A 19111-nucleotide genomic window follows, 5' to 3' on the forward strand; every position below is an offset into this window, starting at 1 on the left:
GGGCAAAAAGGATTCTATTTTTTCAAATCTATTTCTTCAGTAACACCATCTTTAGTAACTGTTGCAAGAGTATCACATTCTCCGCTGCCATAATCTAAAGTTGCCGAAGCGCCATTTTTAGTAATTGAAACAATTCCTTTTACAGCAAAAGATTTTCTGCATAAAGCATTAAATTCTAAAGGAGTTGTAATTTCTGCCGAGTAAGTATCGCCATTAGGAAAAGTTGTTGTACCGCTTCCTGTTACAACAAAGACATTATCGTCCCAATCAAACCAAGTATCATAACCAGAAGTCATTTCTTTTATTAAGGTTCCTTTTCGGGTGTAAACGCTTCCATCATCAAAAGTAATAGTCAAATCAATTGCAGCGGTAGAAACAGGATGAGCTGTCACTAATAAATTAGTTTCTTTAATTGTTCTCACAATACTTTTACTTCCCTGAAGTTTTCGTCCGTTATGATAAAATCCTTCAAAAGTGTAACTAATAGTTTGGGTAGACGAACTAAAATCATTAGAAAAAGAAACAATCATTTTTCCTTTAACCGTATTTCCGTTATTCAAAGTACAGCCTTCAACACCAAAATCTACTGTTTTCGTCCAAGTATTATTGGTTAAAACTGTTGTTATGGTAGCGCAGCTTGGCAGAAAGTTTTTAATAGGTCCGCCAGGTTTTGCATTAATATTTATTTGTGAGCTAAATTGATCTTCGGCAATATTGGTAACATCATCTACAGAGGCATCGATTTTCGAATTCGTGATAATTTCTTCGTTCGTAATCGTTTTTGCAGATCCATCATTTGTTTTTTCATCAGAATTACAGCTGATGAAAAAAGACATAGTAATACAAGTGCTAAGCAATAAAAATTTTGTTTTCATAAATAAATAGTTTTGGGTTCTTCTTTTAAATGAATGAATTCAAATCAGTATTAGTTAGAGCTATTTTGGTGGGAATTTTTAGATTAAGACATAAAATATTAAAATCCTAACCTAAAATACACAACGTATTTTTATTAAAAATAGTATATTTGGGATCTAAATGAATATTACGTCTCAAATAAAGCAGCCTATTTTTAACGAGATGGAACTTTTTGAAAAGAAGTTCCATGAATCGATGACTTCCAAGGTTGCTTTACTAAACAGAATCACTTATTATATCGTAAACCGTAAGGGAAAACAAATGCGTCCGATGTTTGTTTTTCTAACTGCAAAAATGGTTTCCGGCGGTATTGTAAACGAAAGAACCTATCGTGGAGCTTCAGTAATTGAGCTGATTCATACCGCAACTTTAGTACACGATGACGTTGTAGACGACAGTAATCGCCGCCGCGGATTTTTCTCTATCAATGCGCTTTGGAAAAATAAAATTGCCGTTTTAGTTGGTGATTATTTATTGTCTAAAGGTTTATTACTTTCTATAGATAATGGAGATTTTGATTTACTGAGAATTATCTCTGTTGCTGTTCGCGAAATGAGCGAAGGAGAATTACTTCAAATAGAAAAAGCCCGCAGACTGGATATTACCGAAGATGTTTATTACGAAATCATCAGAAAGAAAACGGCAACGCTTATAGCGGCTTGCTGTGCGCTTGGCGCGAAAGCCGTAATCGAAGATGATGCTCAGGTAGAAAATATGCGAAAGTTTGGTGAGCTTATCGGAATGGCTTTTCAAATTAAAGACGATTTATTCGATTACAGCGAAGAAGCGATCGGTAAACCAACCGGAATCGATATTAAGGAGCAAAAAATGACTTTGCCTTTAATTCATGTTTTAAATACCTGTACTCCGCAAGAAAAAAAGTGGCTGATAAACTCCATCAAAAACCACAACAAAGACAAAAAACGCGTAAAAGAAGTGATTGCCTTTGTAAAAGATAATAATGGTTTGGCTTACGCCGAAAACAAAATGGTCGAATTCCAGCAAGAAGCACTTGCATTACTTCAAAACTTCGAAGATTCTGAGTATAAAGAGGCGCTGACTTTGATGGTAAACTACGTCATCGAAAGAAAAAAATAATTAGAAAATTAGAGAATTTATTAATTAGATAATTGATTTACTTTGTTGTAAATCAATTGTGTATTGCTATGTGTTGGGATTTGGAATTTTAAAAAATTGAATTTTTTTTAAGTTCATGCAACCATTTCAAATCGACAATCGTCTATGCTAATAGAAGTCTGTTTCTAAAACCAAAAACAAACCAAAACCAAAAGCTTATAAATGAAAATTATTCATTTACATCAAGAAGAAACCAAAATCATAAAATTGGCTGTCGAAAACAATCGTCAGGCACAGCAGCAGATTTACAGTAAGTTTTCTTCAAAAATGTTAAGTGTATGTCGTCAATATATAAAAGACATTCAATTGGCAGAAGATGTAATGATAACAGCATTTATGAAAGTGTTTACGAACTTAAAAAACTTTGAGCACAAAGGAAGTTTTGAGGGCTGGATCCGCCGAATTATGGTTAACGAATGCATTTCGTATCTAAGAGTTCAGAAAAAAGTAAAATTTGCCGAAGATGAGTTTTTCGTTGAAAAAAGTTTTAATGAGATCGACAGCCAGTTTACCGTAGAACAGATTCAGTATTTAATTGACGCTCTGCCAGATGGTTATAAAATGGTTTTCAATTTATACGCAATTGAAGGTTACAAACACAATGAAATTGCCAAGATGTTAGGAATTAATGAAGGAACATCAAAATCGCAATTATCGCACGCTAGAAAAATGCTGCAAACACAAATTACTATTTTAAAAAAACAAGATAATGGAACCGAATAATTTTGAAAAGGATTTCCGTGATAAACTAAACGAGCGAAAAATTGAACCAAGCAATAAAGCCTGGGATCGATTGGATGCAATGTTGAGTGTAGTAGAAGATAAGAAACCAATTACGATTGATTCAAATAAAAAATCGAAAAGAAAATGGTTGTACATCGCAGCCAGCTTTATCGGATTTATATTGGTTGGAACTTTGTTTTTCAATCAAAATAAAAACGCAGTTGTAGTTCCAGAAACTGTAGTGGTTGAAAAGGAAGTCGAAAGAGAATCTGTTACAAAACCGGCTGTAAACAATGTCGATTCAATTAAAACCGAAACTACAATCGCAGAAGGAACTTCAAGACAAGTTTCAGAAAAGACTTTAGCAAAACAAGAAAAAGTAAGTAATCAAATTTCAAATAAGACCAATAAAAATGAATCAAATCAAATAGTGGAGTCTTCAATCATCATCAAAAACAATCAAGAAAAACAATCAGCCAGCAATCAAGTTTTAAGTACCGAAAATGCTAAAAAATCAAATGTAGACCAATTATTAGAAACTGCAGAAAATAAAGTTTTAGCCGAAAGTTCAACTAAAAAAGCTAAAGTAAAAATCAATGCCAGCGATTTACTGAATCAGGTAGACGGAGAATTAGAGCTTTCTTTTAGAGAAAAAATGATTACAAAAGTAAACAAGAACTTTCAAGATGTCAAAGTTGCTTTATCAAATAGAAATCAAAAAGAGTAGAGGCAATGGCAATGACAATTTCAATATCAAATTTCATATCAAAAAATTAACCATTAACAATCAACAATTAATAATTAAAAATCAATCATCAATCATTTTTAAAATCAATCAATCATGAAAAATATTACTATTTATTTCATTCTTTTCTTTTTCTTACTGATAAGCAAAGTAATGGGTCAGGAAACTTTTGAATCTGAAGCGAAAAGAATCGCTAATAAAATTGAGAAAATTACCAAAGAAGAGAAAGAAGCTCTAAAAGAAGAAGTTGAAGCAGTAAATGTTCAATTGTCTGAAGGGAAAATTACGCAGCAACAGGCTGATAAACGCAAAAAAGAGCTGGCAGAAGCTAGAGCTGTAATTATTGAAGAAAAAATTACTTTGGCGCAAAATGAATTAAATGATTTGGTGCAGAAAAAAGTAGATGGAAAGATAAAAGAAGATTCTTCTAAAGTCTATATGATTCGCTGGAAATCTCATAAAGACAGCAAAGATTCTATTCACGGCGAAAAAAGAACCACATCTCAATTTGTATTTGCAATGGGATTGAATAATATGATGGTGGATGGAAAACTTCAGGATTCCAATTACAGTTTTATTGGTTCGCATTTTTACGAATGGGGTTTTACATATAACTCAAGATTGTTGAAAAATGATAATCTGCTTCATGCCAAATACGGACTTTCATCAATGTACAATAATATTCGTCCGACAGATAATAGAAGTTTTGTTGTAAATGGAGATCAGACTAATCTGGAAGTGAATCCAGTTAATTTAAATGAGTCTCGTTTTAGAAATGTCTATTTGGTTGCGCCCGTACATTTAGAGTTTGATTTTTCAAGACCAGTAGAAAGCAACGGAAAAACTTATTTTAAAACACATAGAAGTTTCCGTTTTGGAATTGGAGGTTATGCGGGAATCAATGTAAAATCAAAACAGATTTTAAAATTTGAAGAGGAAGATTTAAAATATAAAACGACTATAAAAGGCGATTACAATGTGAATAATTTTATTTACGGTCTGAGTTCGTATATCGGTTATAGAGAATTGAGTTTGTATTTTAAATACGATTTAAATCCATTATTTCAGAATAATTTAATCAAAGAGAATAACATTTCGTTAGGACTTCGAGTAGATTTAAACTAAAAAAATTGGTCGTTTAGTTAGTGAAAAAAGCATCTCAAACGAGATGCTTTTTTGTTTTAAAAATGATTAAAATTCAAATAGGATTTGCGTATTTTTACAAGCTCTCAACTTTAAAAATATATTACACTTTGATTTCACAAAATACCATAGATTCTGTTTTTGAAACTGCTCGAGTAGAGGAGGTTATCGGCGATTTTGTGAATTTAAAACGCGCAGGAAGTAACTTCAAAGGATTGAGTCCGTTCTCAGATGAGCGTTCTCCTTCGTTTATGGTGTCGCCGGCAAAAGGGATCTGGAAAGATTTTAGTACGGGAAAGGGCGGAAACTCTGTTAAATTTTTGATGGAACATTCGCAGTTTACGTATCCAGAAGCCATTCGTTACTTGGCCAGAAAGTACAATATCGAAATTGAAGAAACAGAACAGTCAGAAGCGGAAAAAGCAAATACAGATATCCGCGAAAGTATGTATTTGGTTTCTGAATTTGCGGCCAAATATTTTCAGGATGTTCTCCTTAATAGTGAAGAAGGAAAAGCAATTGGTTTGTCCTATTTTAAAGAAAGAGGCTTTACCAATGAAACGATTAAAAAGTTCAATTTAGGATACTCTCCAGAAACTTGGGATGCTTTGACGAAAGAAGCCCTTGGAAAAGGATATAAATTAGAATTTTTAGAAAGTACAGGATTAACAATTGCCCGAGAAGACCGTCCTTTTGATCGTTTTAAAGGACGTGTAATGTTTCCAATTCAAAGTATGTCCGGACGTGTTTTAGGATTTGGAGGACGTATTTTAACTAATGATAAAAAAGCGGCAAAATACCTAAATTCGCCAGAAAGTGATATTTACCATAAAAGTAAAGTGCTTTACGGAATTTATCACGCCAAGCAATCTATCGCCAAACAAAACAATTGTTATTTGGTTGAAGGTTATACCGATGTAATTCAGTTTCATCAAGCAGGAATTGAAAACGTTGTGGCATCGTCTGGAACAGCTTTAACGCCAGACCAGATTCGTTTAATAAATCGTCTGACCAGAAATATTACAGTTCTTTTTGACGGAGATGCTGCAGGTTTAAGAGCATCAATTCGAGGAATCGATTTAATTTTGGAAGAGGGAATGAATGTTAGGGTTTGTTCTTTTCCTGATGGAGAAGACCCAGACAGTTTTGCGCGCAAAAATTCGCATGATGCATTAGTTGCTTATTTAGAAGAAAACAGTAAAGACTTTATACAGTTTAAAGCTTCGATCTTGATGGGTGAAGCTAAAAATGATCCAATCAAAAAAGCCGATTTGATTCGTGATATGGTTACGAGTATTTCTAAAATACCAGACCGTATTCAGCGAGAAGTGTATATTCAGGAATGTGCGCGAATAATGGATATTTCGGAGCAGGTTTTGGTAAGTACGCTGGCGCAGTTAATTCAAAAAGATATTGCAGAGGCGAACAAAAAACAGAAACAAGACCAGAAACCTTTTGAAGTTCATAGAAATCAGCCTCCAAAAAATGCTGGATTTTCAGGAGGTGATCCCGAAGATCCACGAACAGGACCGCCGGACGATTATCCTGGAGAACCTGGCTATTATCCAGATGCGCCAGCAGAAAAAGTAAATATTTTATACGGTTTTGAAAGGAAAATTATCGAAATTCTTCTTTTATACGGAAGTGTGGTCGAAAATTTCGAAGATGTTTTCTTGAAAGCTGATGAAGAAGGAAACGTAAAAGAGGTTTCTGAAAAAAGAGAATATAAAGTATTTGAGAAAGTGTATTTGAGTCTACAGGAAGATGAGGTAGAATTGTCCAATACATTATTTCAAAATATTTACAACAATATAATTGACTTCTACAATCAAAATGAGACTTTTAGTTTAGATAAATATTTGATGCATTTACAGCCTGAATTTGCTCAAGAGGTAACCAATATTTTAATGGAAGACGAAAGAGTTACTATTCATAATTGGGAAGGGCAGAATATTTATCCAAAACATAAAAGCGAAACCATAGAACAAAATGTTTCTGAAACCATTTTTTCAATGCGATGGTATTTGGTATCTGGAATTATTGCAGAATTGAAAAATTCTCTTTTGACAGATCCGCAGGAAGATAATTCGGAAGTTTTGAGTATGGTGGTAGATTATTCTAAGCTATTAAATAATTTCTCAAAGAAATTAGGGAGAGTAGTAGTGCCTTACCATTAAAGAAAAAACTCTATCTAATGATATATCAAAAGATAGAGTTTTATAAAGATTTTCGATTTACTTAAAAAAAATAAAAATTAAGATCTTCGATTGGTAATTAAATAATTTCTAAAGTCTTAGCTTTATTTACTAAGTCAACTAAATTAGTAACATTTAATTTAGTCAATAATCTTAATTTGTAAGTACTGATCGTTTTTTCGTTCAGGTTTAAGATTTTAGAGATTTCATTGTTTTTCTTTCCATCACTTAAGTAACGCAAAACTTCGATCTCGCGATTTGAAAGTTTTCTGTACAGACGCTCGCTTTTGCTTTGTTTCGCAATAAGGGCCATGTTTTTGCGTACTGTTTCGTTGATGATAATTTTTCCTTCGTGTACTTTAATAATAGAATGTCCTAGTGTTTCTAGTTTTTCTGTTTTGTGTACATACCCGGAAACTCCTGCTTTAATTGCATTTGGAGCATACATTTGCTCAGCAAGATCACTGAAAATAACAATTTTTGTTTTTGGGAAATTTTTCAGGATAGATTTAATTTCAAAGATACTTGAAAGACCTTCTAATTCTAAATCTAAAATTAAAATGTCGATCTCCTTCGTCTGAAGAATATCTCTTACCATTGAAAAATTGCCTACGTTGGCAACAATTGAAATTTGATCGTGGTCTTTAAAATAAGACTTAACGCCAAAGTGCGTCACAGGATGATTGTCTGCTAGACATACTTTAATCATAATTTTTACCTTTTTTAGAATTGTTCATGTTTTTGGAACTGTAAAATTAATAAATAAATTCTGTAATTAATTGCAGACAAATGTTAAAAAAAATTATTTTAACGTTTTTGGTATAATACACACCGGAATTGGGTCCATTTTATGCTTGTTGCTGGTGTTTAATCTTTTATAAATTTCAAAGACAGATTTTTCTCTCCCCTCGAAGTCACCTGCCGTTTTTCCTGACTCCGCGGCTAACATCGCCCATTCAAGTTCATCATAACTTGCTCCTAATTGGTCTTCATCGGTACGATTGTCGCCAAATAATCCATCTGTAGGTGCTGCTGTTAAAATTGACTGCGGAATTTCTAAAAATTCTCCTAATGCATAAACATCAGATTTCATTAAATCGGCAATCGGACTCAAATCTACGCCGCCATCTCCATATTTGGTGTAAAAACCTACTCCAAAATCTTCCACTTTGTTTCCTGTTCCGGCAACTAGTAAACCATGAAGACCCGCTAAGTAATATAAAGAAGTCATTCTAATACGAGCACGTGTATTGGCCAATGCAAGGCTTACTTTTGCGTCATCATCTGTTTTTGGAACAGCACTTTTAAAAGATTCAAAAGTTTCGGTTAAATCAGTTTGAACGTTAGAAACATTTGGGAAACGTTTTTTCAATTGTTCAATATGTTCTTTTGCTCTACTTACCTGGCTTTCTGCCTGATGAATAGGCATTTCTACACACAATACTTTCAGTCCTGTCTGCGCGCATAAAGTTGAAGTTACCGCAGAGTCCACACCGCCGGAGATTCCGATTACAAAACCGTTCACTTTAGCGCTATTGGCATAATTTTTTAACCACTCTACAATATGCGTATTTACTTTTTCTGTCTGAATTGTACTTTTTTTAGCCATAATAGTTTAAGTTTTAAAATGCAGGGATGTATATTTGCAGAATTATTTTCAAGTATACATTTACTTTAAATTCTGGTAACACAAATCTAATTAAAATAAAATGAAAATTTATCGCTTTGCAGTGGTTCTGTGCCTGTTTTTTTTGTCTTGCGACCAAAAATCTAAGGTTGAAAAAGAAGTAGAAGAAATTCCTGTTGATATTAAAGTTGAACGCTTTGATAAAGTTTTTTTTGAGACAAAACCTCAAGATCTTGCAGCGGTAAAAAGACAGTATCCATTTTTCTTTCCTGCGGGTAATGATGATAATATATGGCTGCAGAAAATGAACGATCCTATCTGGAAGGAAGTTTATGAAGAGGTACAAAAAAAATACAGCAATTTTGAACCAGTTCGTAAAGAGTTCGATGCTCTTTTTCAGCATGTGAAATATTATTTTCCTAAAACTAAAATTCCTAAAGTAATTACAGTTATAGGTGAAATGGATTATACTGCTAAATCAATTTATGCAGACAGTCTTGTAATTGTGGCTTTAGAACTGTACTTAGGGAAAGATCATAAGTTTTATGAGTTCCCAAATTATTTAAAACAGAATTTTGAAGAAAGACAGATCATGCCAGATGTGGTTTCGAGTTTTTCTTACCGCAATATTCCCAATTTACCAGACAGAAGTTTAGTGGCTCAAATGGTTTTTGAAGGAAAACAGCTTTATGCAAAAGATCTGCTTCTTCCAGATTATGCTGATGCTGAAAAAATGGGTTATACACCAGAACAGATTAAATGGTGTCAAGAAAATGAAGCCTATATGTGGCGTTATTTTATAGAAAATGAAATGCTGTACAGCGATGATCCAAAATTAACGACACGATTTATGACACCTGCTCCTTTTTCTAAATTCTATTTGGAAATAGACAACGATTCTCCAGGGCGCGTTGGTGCTTGGATAGGATGGCAGATGGTGCGTTCTTATATGAAAAACAATAATGTTTCTTTAGCGGAATTATTTAAAGTTCAGCCGAAAGAGATTTTCGAAAAATCAAAATATAAACCTAAGAAATAATGGCAGACACAATAAATTCAGAAATTAAATTCAACGTAGAATTAGATGAAAACCGCGTTCCAGAAAAATTAACTTGGAGTGCTCAAGATGGCGGCGTAAATGCTGAAGAAGCAAAAGCGATAATGTTGTCTATTTGGGACAGCAAAGCAAAAGAAACAATGCGTATCGATTTATGGACAAAAGATATGCCGGTAGATGAAATGAAGATTTTCTTCCACCAGACTTTAGTGGCAATGGCGGATACTTTTAAACGTGCTACAGACGACGAAAAAATGTCTGACACTATGAAAGATTTCTGTGATTATTTTGCTGAAAAATTGGATCTAACAAAGCAATAAAATTCCAATAAAAAAGAAATCCCAAATTCCAATTTTAAAAGTGGAATTTGGGATTTTTTTGACATATCTTCTTTTGCTTTTAAAATAAAATTAATCAAAATTTTAGAGAGGTTTATTTTTATAGATTACTTTAGCAAAGTAAAATTTGATTGTATGCTGTTTCCATTTCTAGTAAGTCTTGTCGGATTGTTTTTTTTGTTGTTAAATAGCATTCTTTTTTTTACGATGCGAAAAAACAAAGATGTCCAGTATTACATAATTACATTTTACCTGATGTTTTTATTTGTGCAGGAATTGTGCTGTAATATTATTGGGTTTTATAGGCCGGGATCAAATTTTTTCCTCTCACATTACTACTTTATTTTTTAATTTATTGCATTAAGTATATTCTTCCGGAGTTTGTTTTCAAATGTTGTTTTGAAAAACACGATACTTTTTTTTCTTGTGCTGGTTTTAATTTTATTGGCGATACAATATTATAAGAAACCCGATCTTTACTGGAAGTTTAATTTGTTTGAAATTGGTGTCACTTCCGTATTATTGATTATATACGCACTTACTTTTGTGATACAAAATATTCGAATTGCTAAACTAGATTATTTGTATTTCTCTAATGGACTGATAATTTACCTTATTAGCAGTTTAAGTATTTTTTTGAGTGGTAATACCGATTCGGTAATTTTTACAGAACCATTTTTGCTTGATTTTTGGTTTTTTAATTCTCTGTTTTACATCTTGTATCAATTTCTAATATTTAAAGAATGGAAAGTTTTAAGATATAAAAGGAATGCCAAGGAATTCAAGTTGAAAGATATTCTCGAATTTTCTAAAACTGCTGACTAATAATAAAAAAAACTCCAAATTCCATTTTTTAGTACTTTAGAATTTGAAGTTTAAATATTTAGAATTGATACTTTAAATTGAATTTAAAAATCCGCTGTTGTTTTTAAAAACCTCTTGGTTTACTTCGTCGATATAAGACAAAAGTTCTTCTTTTCCTATTGATTCTGTAGATGAGGTTATAAAATATTGCGGCATTTCAGCCCAGTTGTTGGCGTACATTTGTTTTTTGTAAGCTGCAATGTGTGAGTCTATTTTTACTTTACTGATTTTATCTGCTTTAGTAAAAATTATACAGAACGGAATTTCGCTTTCTCCCATATAAGACATAAATTCAATGTCAATTTTTTGGGCTTCGTGGCGAATATCAATCAAAACAAAAGCACAAACAAGTTGTTCTCTATTTTCAAAATAATCAGTGATAAACTGTTGAAAAACAGATTTAGTTTTTTTTGAAACTTTAGCATAACCGTAACCAGGTAAATCGACCAAAAACCAATTGTTGTTGATTTTAAAGTGATTTATTAATTGAGTTTTTCCTGGTCTTCCAGATGTTTTTGCTAAGTTTTTATGGTTGGTAATCATATTTATCAAAGATGATTTACCTACGTTTGATCGGCCTATAAATGCGTATTCCGGCAGAAATTCAGCTGGGCATTTTGAAGCATCAGAATTACTGATAATAAATTCGGCGCTGTTAATTTTCATGTATTTTGTTTTTTAAAACCTTCTTAAAATCGAAAGTCAGAGGCTATAATTTCTGCTCAGTGAGCCATTTCTCTAGAATTTCATTGAATTCATCAGGATGTTCCATCATAGCGGCGTGTCCACATTTGTCAATCCAATACAAAGTTGAATTTGGCAATAATTTATCAAATTCTTCTGCAACATTTGGCGGTGTAACAGAATCATTTTTACCCCAAATAATGCAGGTTTCTACATCCATTTTTGGTAAATCTTTAGCCATATTATGACGAATTGCACTTTTGGCAATCGTTAAAGTTTTAATTAATTTGATGCGGTCATTAGCGGTTGCGTAAACTTCATCAATAAGTTCCGGAGTTGCAATTTTTGGGTCGTAAAATACATCTTCAGCTTTCTTTTTGATGTATTCGTAATCACCTCTTCTTGGGTAGCTGTCTCCCATTGCGCTTTCGTAAAGACCAGAACTTCCGGTAATTACAAGTCCGGCAACTTTTTCAGGGTAAAGTTTAGTATGGTACAATGCGATATGTCCTCCTAAAGAATTTCCAAGAAGAATCACTTTGTCAAATCCCTTAAAAGTGATAAAATCCTTTACATACTTGGCAAAACTTTTTACGTTAGTTTTTAAAATACTTTGAGTATATATTGGCAAATCCGGAATAACAACTTTATATCCTTTTGTTGGGAAATATTGTGCTACACCATCAAAGTTACTAAGACCTCCCATTAACCCATGCAGAATAACGATAGGTGTACCTTCTCCAGCTTCAAAATAGCTGTATTTGCCTTCTTTTTTGTAGTGTTTGTCCATCTAATCTAATGCCAATTTCAATTTCGACAAATATAGGGTTAAATAAATAAAAATGAATTTTTGCTGCCATTTTTTAACTAGATAATTTCAGTAGGATTTATAAATCGCTAAAAATCAGTATTTAGAGTGTAATTTGTTAAATTCTTTAAATGTTAAGAAATCTGCATTATAATCAATTTTTTAAGAAAATTAGCGCATTATTTTTTTGAATGAATAACGGATTTAATAATCTGTTAATTAATAGTTAAGGTATTGATTGATTGTGAATTATAAAAAGTGGTAGCAAAGTGGTTAAACTTATTAACAAAGTGGTATAAAGTGGTAAAATGTGGTATTTTTTTTTATATTTTTGCTGTATAACATGTTAACTAGTTTTTCTTGAACACAATTGTTGGAACATATGAATGTAAAGTCGATGCTAAAGGGAGGCTGATGATGCCTGCACCTTTGAAAAAGCAATTGACTGCTTCTCTTCAAAGCGGATTTGTTTTGAAGCGTTCTGTTTTTCAGCCGTGTTTAGAATTGTATCCTATGGAAGAATGGGATGCGATGATGAAAAAAATCAACAAGCTTAATCGCTTTGTAAAAAAGAATAACGATTTCATTAGGAGGTTTACTGCTGGTGTTAAAATAGTTGAGGTTGATGCATTAGGAAGACTGCTCGTTCCAAAAGACTTGGTAACGTTTGCAAGTATTTCTAAAGATGTGGTTTTTTCATCTGCTGTTAATATTGTGGAGATTTGGGATAAAGATTTATACGAAAAATCAATAAGCGGCGAAGATATGGATTTTGCAGACTTAGCCGAAGAAGTAATGGGAAATATTAATGACGACGACAATGGAATATCATAATCCGGTTTTGCTTCATCCAACAGTAGATGGTTTAAATATTAAACCTGATGGTGTGTATGTAGATGTTACGTTTGGAGGCGGTGGTCATTCAAAAGAGATTTTAAAAAGATTAGGGCCAAACGGAAGGCTGTTTGCATTTGATCAAGACGAAGATGCGCTTGCTAATGCATTGCCAGACGAAAGGTTTACTTTGATAAATGAGAATTTTAGGTTCATAAAAAGGTTTTTGCGTTTTCACGGAGTAAAATCGGTAGATGGAATCTTGGCAGATTTGGGAGTTTCCTCACATCAGTTCGATGTTCCAGAAAGAGGTTTTTCAACCAGATTTGATGCCGAACTAGATATGCGGATGAGTCAAAAAAATGATTTGAATGCTTATCGGGTGGTTAACGAATATGAAGAACAGGATTTACGTCGTGTTTTTTTTGATTATGGGGAGTTGAAAAATGCGCCGGTTTTAGCAAGAACAATTGTAGAAGCGAGAAGAGATTATCCGATTAAAACGACAGACGAATTAAAAGATGTTTTGAAAAAATATCTGCCAGAGAAAGTTCGAAATAAAATATTGGCCCAGATTTATCAGGCCATTCGAATTGAGGTAAATCAGGAAATGGATGTTTTGAAAGAATTTATCGAGCAGTCATTAGAGATTTTGAAACCGGGAGGAAGATTTTCTGTAATCTCCTATCATTCGTTAGAAGATCGTCTTGTAAAAAGATTTATCAAAAACGGAATGTTTGAAGGAGAGCCGGAAAGAGATTTTTTTGGAAATTTTTCAGTTCCATTTAAAACAATAGGAAAATTGATTGTTCCAGACAATGAGGAAATCAAAATCAATAATAGAGCAAGAAGTGCCAAATTAAGAGTTGCTGAAAAGATATAATATATATTAAGGTAGGAAAAAATGAAAAGTGGTGTGTTTAGCATATTAAAAGCAAGATTCCTGATTCATGAAGATGCAGTAAAAAACTGGCGTTTTATTGTTTTTATAATTCTGCTGGCCATTTTGATGATTGCCAATACACAGCGATACGAGCAAAAGGTTTTTGAAATTGCGAAATTAAACAACGAAGTAAAAGAATTGAGATCTGAATTTGTAGATCGACGTTCTGAATTGATGAAATTAAAAATGGAGTCGACGATCTCGGATAAAATGTTAGAAAAACAAATTTTTCCGTCAACAGTTCCTCCAACGAAAATAGAAGTTACAAAAGAAGAAGAAAAAAGTTTCTTTAAAAGAATATGGCAGTAGAAGATAAACATATATCCTACAGAATTTACCTCGTAGCAGTTTTCATCTTTTTGATGGCAATTGCTATTGTTGTTAAATTAACCAATATTCAGTGGGTTGAAGGAGATTATTATAGAAAACTGGCTAAGCAGCGTACAGTTAGAAATTTTGTTATTCCTGCAAACAAAGGAAATATTTATTCTGCCGATGGAAGTTTGTTGGCAACTTCAATTCCGAATTACGAGATTCGTTTTGATGCAAAAGCACCAAAAAAAGAGACTTTCGAAAAATATGTAAAAGCATTAGCAGATTCATTAGCGACTGTTTTGGATAGACCAGGAGCATATTATGAAAAAGAATTAAGAAAAGCGAGAGAAAATAAAAATCGTTATTACTTGATTGCTCGCAATTTAAGTTATACCGAATATGTAAAAATTAAAGGTTTTCCATTATTCAATTTAGGTGCTTTTAAAGGAGGAATTATTGTTGAGCAGGAAACCGTTAGAAAACATCCGATTGGAAAAATTGCGGAAAGAACAATTGGTTACGACCGAGTTGATCCTGCAACTGGGATAGAAGTTGGAAAAGGAATTGAATGGGCTTTTAAAAGTTATTTGAACGGAAAAGACGGTAAAATTCTAAAGCAGAAAATTGCAAAAGGGCAGTGGAAACCAATTCGTGATTTGAATGAAGTAGATCCCATTGATGGCTACGATGTTATTTCGACTATAGACGTTTTCATTCAGGATATTGCACACCATGCTTTGCTGAAACAATTGCAAGATTATGAGGCAGACCACGGTTGTGTGGTGGTGATGGAAACACAAACAGGTCATGTAAAAGCAATTTCAAATTTAGGAAGGGCTCAAGACGGATCGTATTACGAAACAACAAATTACGCAATTGCCGAATCTCACGAACCAGGTTCAACTTTTAAGCTGGTCGACTTGATGGCAATTCTGGAAGATAAAGTTGCAGATACTAGTACGGTTTATGACAGCCATAATGGTGTAGTTAAATATTATGGAAGATCGGTTCGTGACTCTCACAACGGAGGTTATGGAAAAGTTTCATTGGCACGCGGATTTGAACTTTCATCAAATACTGTCATGGTTCAAGCGGTTTACGAGGCATATAAAAACAATCCGTCAAAATTTGTTAATCATGTCAATAGTTATGGATTAAATAAGACGCTAGGATTGCACTTTAAGGGCGAAGGAAGACCATACATACCGCAACCGGGAGATAAACATTGGTCGGGAGTTTCGCTTCCTTGGATGGCATTTGGATACGGAGTTTCAGTCACGCCAATGCAGACTTTAGCATTGTACAATTCAGTTGCAAATGAAGGTGTGATGGTAAAACCGCAATTTGTGTCTGAAATTAAAGAGTGGAATAAAACCATCAAGAAATTTGATGTTGAAGTTATAAATCCAAAAGTATGTTCGCCAGAAACATTAAAGAAAGTGAAAGCAGTACTGCTTAATGTGGTGAAGAAAGGGACAGGTTCTAAATTGTACTCGAAAGATTTTTCGATGGCTGGAAAAACTGGAACGGCTCAGATGAATTATGGAGGAAAAGACGGGAAATCAGCGTTGTATTATGCTTCTTCTTTTGTGGGATATTTTCCAGCAGATCATCCAAAATATTCTTGTATTGTAGTGGTTCATAAACCAAATACATCTAAAAATAATTATTATGGTGCCGATGTTGCAGGGCCGGTTTTTAAGAGAATTGCTCAAAAGATTTTTACAGACGCGCCTTCGACCAATAAAATTAAAAAATTAGATTCTAGAGTTCCAAAACAGGATTCTAGTTATGATAAATATATCGCAGAAGCCAATAAAAAAATTAATCAGATTCCGAATTTAAAAGGAATGCCGGGAATGGACGCAATTGCTTTACTGGAAAATTTAGGTTTAAAAGTAAAAGTAAATGGAATGGGGAAAGTAAAAAATCAATCGATTCAAGCTGGAACCAATATTAGCAAGAACACAACAATTGTATTAGAATTATCGTGAAAATATTAAAAGACATATTATATAAAGTAGCTATTGAATCTGTAAAAGGTTCGACAGAAACTGCTATTCATAAAATTGAATTTGATTCACGTAAAGTTGAAGCAAATGATGTTTTTGTGGCAATTCGTGGTTCACTTTCAGATGGACATGATTATATTGAAAAAGCAATTCAATTAGGAGCAAAAGCAATTATCTGCGATACGCTTCCAGAAAATATTACCAAAGATGTTACGTACATTCAGGTAAAAGATACCAATACAGCTTTGGCTTTTATGGCGGCTAATTATTTTGAGGATCCATCTTCAAAATTAAAATTAGTTGGTGTAACGGGTACAAACGGAAAAACAACAATTGCGTCATTATTATTCCAATTATTTCAAAAAGCAGGTTTTAAAGTTGGGTTATTATCAACAGTAAAAATCATGGTTGATAAAACAGAATATCCTGCAACGCATACAACGCCAGATTCTCTTACTATTAATCATTACTTAAACGAAATGATTGAAGCTGGAGTTACGCATTGTTTTATGGAAGTAAGTTCGCATGGAATTCATCAAAAACGTACAGAAGCCTTGCATTTTGTTGGCGGAATTTTCACGAACCTTTCTCACGATCACCTAGATTATCATCCAACATTTGCTGAATATAGAGATGTTAAGAAGTCGTTTTTTGATTCGCTTCCAAAGTCAGCTTTCGTTCTGACAAACATTGATGATAAAAACGGATCAGTAATGCTGCAAAATACTGCAACTAAAAAACTGACTTACGCTTTAAAATCTTATGCAGATTATAGAGCTCAGATTCTAGAGAGTCAATTATCTGGACTATTATTAAAAGTTAATGATAATGAAGTTTGGGTAAAACTAATCGGAACTTTTAATGCATACAATGTTTTAGCTATATATGGAACAGCTGTAGAGCTGGGAATTGATAGCCTTGAAGCGTTGCGCTTACTGTCTGATTTAGAAAGTGTTTCGGGTCGTTTTCAATATATCGTATCAGATGAAAACATTACTGCAATTGTAGATTACGCGCATACGCCAGATGCATTGGAGAATGTTTTGAAAACGGTGAATGATATTCGTACAAAAAATGAACAGTTAATTACTGTTGTTGGATGCGGCGGAAACAGAGATAAAACGAAACGTCCAATAATGGCAAAGATTGCTTCAGATTTAAGCGATAAAGCTATTCTGACTTCGGATAATCCACGAAATGAAGATCCAGAAGTTATTTTGGATGAAATGGAGCAGGGAGTTGAGCCTCAGAACTATAAAAAAATGCTGCGAATTACAGATAGAAAGCAAGCAATTAAAACCGCTTGTCAATTGGCTCAGCCAAAAGATATTATTCTCATTGCAGGTAAAGGACATGAAACCTATCAGGAGATAAATGGTGTACGCCACCATTTTGATGACATGGAAACAGTAAAGGAAATTTTAAATCAATTAAATAAATAACAATCAGTTTTTAAATCCGAAAGTACCACAGAATGAATTGGAATTTGGAGTTTCAAAATTGGAATTTAAAATAAAAGATATATGCTATACTATTTATTTGAATATTTTGACAAAACATTGGATATACCGGGAACAGGAGTGTTTCAGTACATCACATTTAGATCTGCTTTAGCATTTATGCTTTCACTGCTTCTCTCGACTATTTATGGTAAAAGAGTAATTAACTTTTTACGCCGCCAGCAAGTTGGTGAGACAGTTCGTGAGCTAGGTCTAGCAGGTCAAAATGAAAAAGCTGGTACGCCGACAATGGGAGGGTTGATCATTATTTTTGCAACCTTACTGCCTGTTTTGTTATTTGCCCGACTGCATAATATTTATATAGTATTACTTATTGTAACTACCTTATGGATGGGGACAATTGGTTTTGTTGACGATTACATCAAAATATTCAAAAAAGATAAACAAGGACTTAAAGGTATTTTTAAAGTTATTGGTCAGGTTGGTTTAGGAATTATCGTTGGAGCGGTTCTTTACTTTAACCCTGCTGTTACAGTAAGAACAGATACAGGCCGTACAGACGTTTTTAGAACAAACACTGCTGCTACAACTCTTGTATTGCCAGCGCCTATTGAAGAAAAATCCACAGCAACGACAATTCCCTTTGTAAAAAACAATGAGTTTGATTATGCTGAGATCTTATCTTTTATGGGAGATGGATATGAAAAATGGGCTTGGTTAATATTTATTCCAGTTGTAATTTTTATCATCACTGCAGTTTCAAACGGAGCTAATTTAACAGATGGAATCGACGGACTCGCTGCAGGTACGTCGGCAATTTCTGTCCTCGCCCTTGGTATATTCACGTTTGTTTCTGGAAATATTATTTTCTCGAATTATCTGAATATTATGTATATCCCCAATTCGGGAGAAATGACGGTTTTTATTTCGGCATTTGTTGGAGCGCTGATTGGTTTTCTTTGGTACAATTCATATCCGGCGTCTGTGTTTATGGGTGATACAGGAAGTTTAACAATTGGAGGAATCATCGCTGTTTTGGCAATTGCGGTTCGTAAAGAAATATTAATTGTATTATTCTGTGGTATTTTCTTGGCAGAAAGTGCTTCGGTAATTATTCAGGTATCTTATTTTAAATATACAAAAAAGAGGTTTGGTGAAGGTCGCAGAATTTTCTTGATGTCACCGCTTCATCATCATTATCAGAAAAAAGGATATCATGAAAGTAAAATCGTGACCCGTTTCTGGATTGTTGCAGTAATGCTGGCCATATTATCAATTATTACATTAAAACTGAGATAAATTTTAAATTAA

General features: G+C 33.4%; 18 protein-coding genes. 13 read left to right on the forward strand and 5 right to left on the reverse strand.

Annotated elements, in window-relative coordinates:
- Nucleotides 1–14: 14 nt before the first annotated feature.
- A complete protein-coding gene (locus tag HYN86_RS08360) occupies nt 15–875 on the reverse strand; it encodes a hypothetical protein (protein ID WP_113677623.1) in 861 nt (286 codons plus the stop codon).
- A 160-nt stretch (nt 876–1035) separates the two neighbouring features.
- Here HYN86_RS08360 and HYN86_RS08365 point away from each other — a divergent pair, with 160 nt between their 5' ends.
- From HYN86_RS08365 to dnaG, 5 genes are all read left to right on the forward strand, one after another.
- Nucleotides 1036–2013 (forward strand): polyprenyl synthetase family protein, encoded by a 978-nt coding sequence (locus tag HYN86_RS08365; RefSeq protein WP_113677624.1) that lies wholly within the window; start codon nt 1036–1038, stop codon nt 2011–2013.
- 201 nt (nt 2014–2214) lie between these two features.
- The gene (locus tag HYN86_RS08370) at nt 2215–2775 is read left to right on the forward strand and encodes an RNA polymerase sigma factor (protein ID WP_113677625.1); all 561 of its coding nucleotides are present in this window, start codon (nt 2215–2217) and stop codon (nt 2773–2775) included.
- The gene (locus HYN86_RS08375) at nt 2762–3502 is read left to right on the forward strand and encodes a hypothetical protein (RefSeq protein WP_113677626.1); all 741 of its coding nucleotides are present in this window, start codon (nt 2762–2764) and stop codon (nt 3500–3502) included. Before HYN86_RS08370 ends, HYN86_RS08375 begins: the two co-directional genes overlap by 14 nt.
- Before the next feature lie 114 nt (nt 3503–3616).
- Nucleotides 3617–4645: a hypothetical protein gene (locus HYN86_RS08380; protein WP_113677627.1), complete on the forward strand. Its 1029-nt coding sequence runs from the start codon at nt 3617–3619 to the stop codon at nt 4643–4645.
- 128 nt (nt 4646–4773) lie between these two features.
- Nucleotides 4774–6840, forward strand: a complete 2067-nt coding sequence (dnaG, locus tag HYN86_RS08385) for a DNA primase (RefSeq protein WP_113679889.1) — start codon at nt 4774–4776, stop codon at nt 6838–6840.
- A 97-nt stretch (nt 6841–6937) separates the two neighbouring features.
- On the opposite strand, the gene HYN86_RS08390 is transcribed toward dnaG, so the two are convergent.
- A complete protein-coding gene (locus tag HYN86_RS08390) occupies nt 6938–7567 on the reverse strand; it encodes a response regulator transcription factor (RefSeq protein ID WP_008467169.1) in 630 nt (209 codons plus the stop codon).
- A gap of 93 nt (nt 7568–7660) precedes the next feature.
- Nucleotides 7661–8467 (reverse strand): NAD(+) synthase, encoded by an 807-nt coding sequence (gene nadE / locus HYN86_RS08395; protein WP_113677628.1) that lies wholly within the window; start codon nt 8465–8467, stop codon nt 7661–7663.
- Nucleotides 8468–8567: 100 nt separating this feature from the next.
- On the opposite strand from nadE, the gene gldB reads away from it, so the two are divergent.
- Nucleotides 8568–9524, forward strand: coding sequence for a gliding motility lipoprotein GldB (gene gldB / locus HYN86_RS08400; RefSeq protein ID WP_113677629.1), 957 nt, complete (start codon nt 8568–8570; stop codon nt 9522–9524).
- Nucleotides 9524–9862 carry a gliding motility protein GldC gene (gldC, locus tag HYN86_RS08405; RefSeq protein ID WP_162789330.1) on the forward strand — a complete coding sequence of 113 codons (339 nt, stop codon included), beginning with the start codon at nt 9524–9526 and terminating at the stop codon, nt 9860–9862. The genes gldB and gldC overlap by 1 nt, the downstream gene beginning before the upstream one ends.
- A gap of 915 nt (nt 9863–10777) precedes the next feature.
- Here the strand turns inward: gldC and yihA are convergent.
- On the reverse strand, nt 10778–11410 hold the full coding sequence (gene yihA / locus HYN86_RS08415; protein WP_113677631.1) for a ribosome biogenesis GTP-binding protein YihA/YsxC: 633 nt from the start codon (nt 11408–11410) through the stop codon (nt 10778–10780).
- A 43-nt stretch (nt 11411–11453) separates the two neighbouring features.
- Nucleotides 11454–12218: an alpha/beta fold hydrolase gene (locus tag HYN86_RS08420; protein ID WP_113677632.1), complete on the reverse strand. Its 765-nt coding sequence runs from the start codon at nt 12216–12218 to the stop codon at nt 11454–11456.
- Nucleotides 12219–12596: 378 nt separating this feature from the next.
- Between HYN86_RS08420 and mraZ the strand changes: the two genes are divergently transcribed.
- From mraZ to mraY, 6 genes are all read left to right on the forward strand, one after another.
- A complete protein-coding gene (gene mraZ / locus HYN86_RS08425) occupies nt 12597–13070 on the forward strand; it encodes a division/cell wall cluster transcriptional repressor MraZ (RefSeq protein ID WP_113677633.1) in 474 nt (157 codons plus the stop codon).
- Complete coding sequence (gene rsmH / locus HYN86_RS08430; protein ID WP_205334640.1) at nt 13045–13953, forward strand: 16S rRNA (cytosine(1402)-N(4))-methyltransferase RsmH; 909 nt, start codon at nt 13045–13047, stop codon at nt 13951–13953. Before mraZ ends, rsmH begins: the two co-directional genes overlap by 26 nt.
- Nucleotides 13954–13974: 21 nt before the next feature.
- Nucleotides 13975–14322, forward strand: coding sequence for an FtsL-like putative cell division protein (locus HYN86_RS08435; protein WP_113677634.1), 348 nt, complete (start codon nt 13975–13977; stop codon nt 14320–14322).
- Nucleotides 14313–16322, forward strand: coding sequence for a penicillin-binding protein (locus tag HYN86_RS08440; protein WP_113677635.1), 2010 nt, complete (start codon nt 14313–14315; stop codon nt 16320–16322). Before HYN86_RS08435 ends, HYN86_RS08440 begins: the two co-directional genes overlap by 10 nt.
- Nucleotides 16319–17782, forward strand: a complete 1464-nt coding sequence (locus tag HYN86_RS08445) for a UDP-N-acetylmuramoyl-L-alanyl-D-glutamate--2,6-diaminopimelate ligase (RefSeq protein WP_113677636.1) — start codon at nt 16319–16321, stop codon at nt 17780–17782. Before HYN86_RS08440 ends, HYN86_RS08445 begins: the two co-directional genes overlap by 4 nt.
- 81 nt (nt 17783–17863) lie before the next feature.
- The gene (mraY, locus tag HYN86_RS08450) at nt 17864–19099 is read left to right on the forward strand and encodes a phospho-N-acetylmuramoyl-pentapeptide-transferase (RefSeq protein ID WP_113677637.1); all 1236 of its coding nucleotides are present in this window, start codon (nt 17864–17866) and stop codon (nt 19097–19099) included.
- Nucleotides 19100–19111 lie beyond the last annotated feature (12 nt).

It is taken from the genome of Flavobacterium fluviale (assembly GCF_003312915.1).
Lineage (GTDB): Bacteria > Bacteroidota > Bacteroidia > Flavobacteriales > Flavobacteriaceae > Flavobacterium > Flavobacterium fluviale.

Excerpts from the sequence above, each read along its gene's own strand:
- HYN86_RS08390 (WP_008467169.1), bottom strand. The coding sequence starts at position 7,567 with ATGATTAAAGTATGTCTAGCAGACAATCATCCTGTGACGCACTTTGGC.
- HYN86_RS08420 (WP_113677632.1), bottom strand. The coding sequence starts at position 12,218 with ATGGACAAACACTACAAAAAAGAAGGCAAATACAGCTATTTTGAAGCT.
- yihA (WP_113677631.1), bottom strand. The coding sequence starts at position 11,410 with ATGAAAATTAACAGCGCCGAATTTATTATCAGTAATTCTGATGCTTCA.
- gldB (WP_113677629.1), top strand. The coding sequence starts at position 8,568 with ATGAAAATTTATCGCTTTGCAGTGGTTCTGTGCCTGTTTTTTTTGTCT.
- rsmH (WP_205334640.1), top strand. The coding sequence starts at position 13,045 with ATGACGACGACAATGGAATATCATAATCCGGTTTTGCTTCATCCAACA.
- HYN86_RS08365 (WP_113677624.1), top strand. The coding sequence starts at position 1,036 with ATGAATATTACGTCTCAAATAAAGCAGCCTATTTTTAACGAGATGGAA.
- HYN86_RS08375 (WP_113677626.1), top strand. The coding sequence starts at position 2,762 with ATGGAACCGAATAATTTTGAAAAGGATTTCCGTGATAAACTAAACGAG.
- HYN86_RS08380 (WP_113677627.1), top strand. The coding sequence starts at position 3,617 with ATGAAAAATATTACTATTTATTTCATTCTTTTCTTTTTCTTACTGATA.
- nadE (WP_113677628.1), bottom strand. The coding sequence starts at position 8,467 with ATGGCTAAAAAAAGTACAATTCAGACAGAAAAAGTAAATACGCATATT.
- HYN86_RS08435 (WP_113677634.1), top strand. The coding sequence starts at position 13,975 with ATGAAAAGTGGTGTGTTTAGCATATTAAAAGCAAGATTCCTGATTCAT.
- HYN86_RS08440 (WP_113677635.1), top strand. The coding sequence starts at position 14,313 with ATGGCAGTAGAAGATAAACATATATCCTACAGAATTTACCTCGTAGCA.
- HYN86_RS08360 (WP_113677623.1), bottom strand. The coding sequence starts at position 875 with ATGAAAACAAAATTTTTATTGCTTAGCACTTGTATTACTATGTCTTTT.
- mraY (WP_113677637.1), top strand. The coding sequence starts at position 17,864 with ATGCTATACTATTTATTTGAATATTTTGACAAAACATTGGATATACCG.
- gldC (WP_162789330.1), top strand. The coding sequence starts at position 9,524 with ATGGCAGACACAATAAATTCAGAAATTAAATTCAACGTAGAATTAGAT.
- HYN86_RS08370 (WP_113677625.1), top strand. The coding sequence starts at position 2,215 with ATGAAAATTATTCATTTACATCAAGAAGAAACCAAAATCATAAAATTG.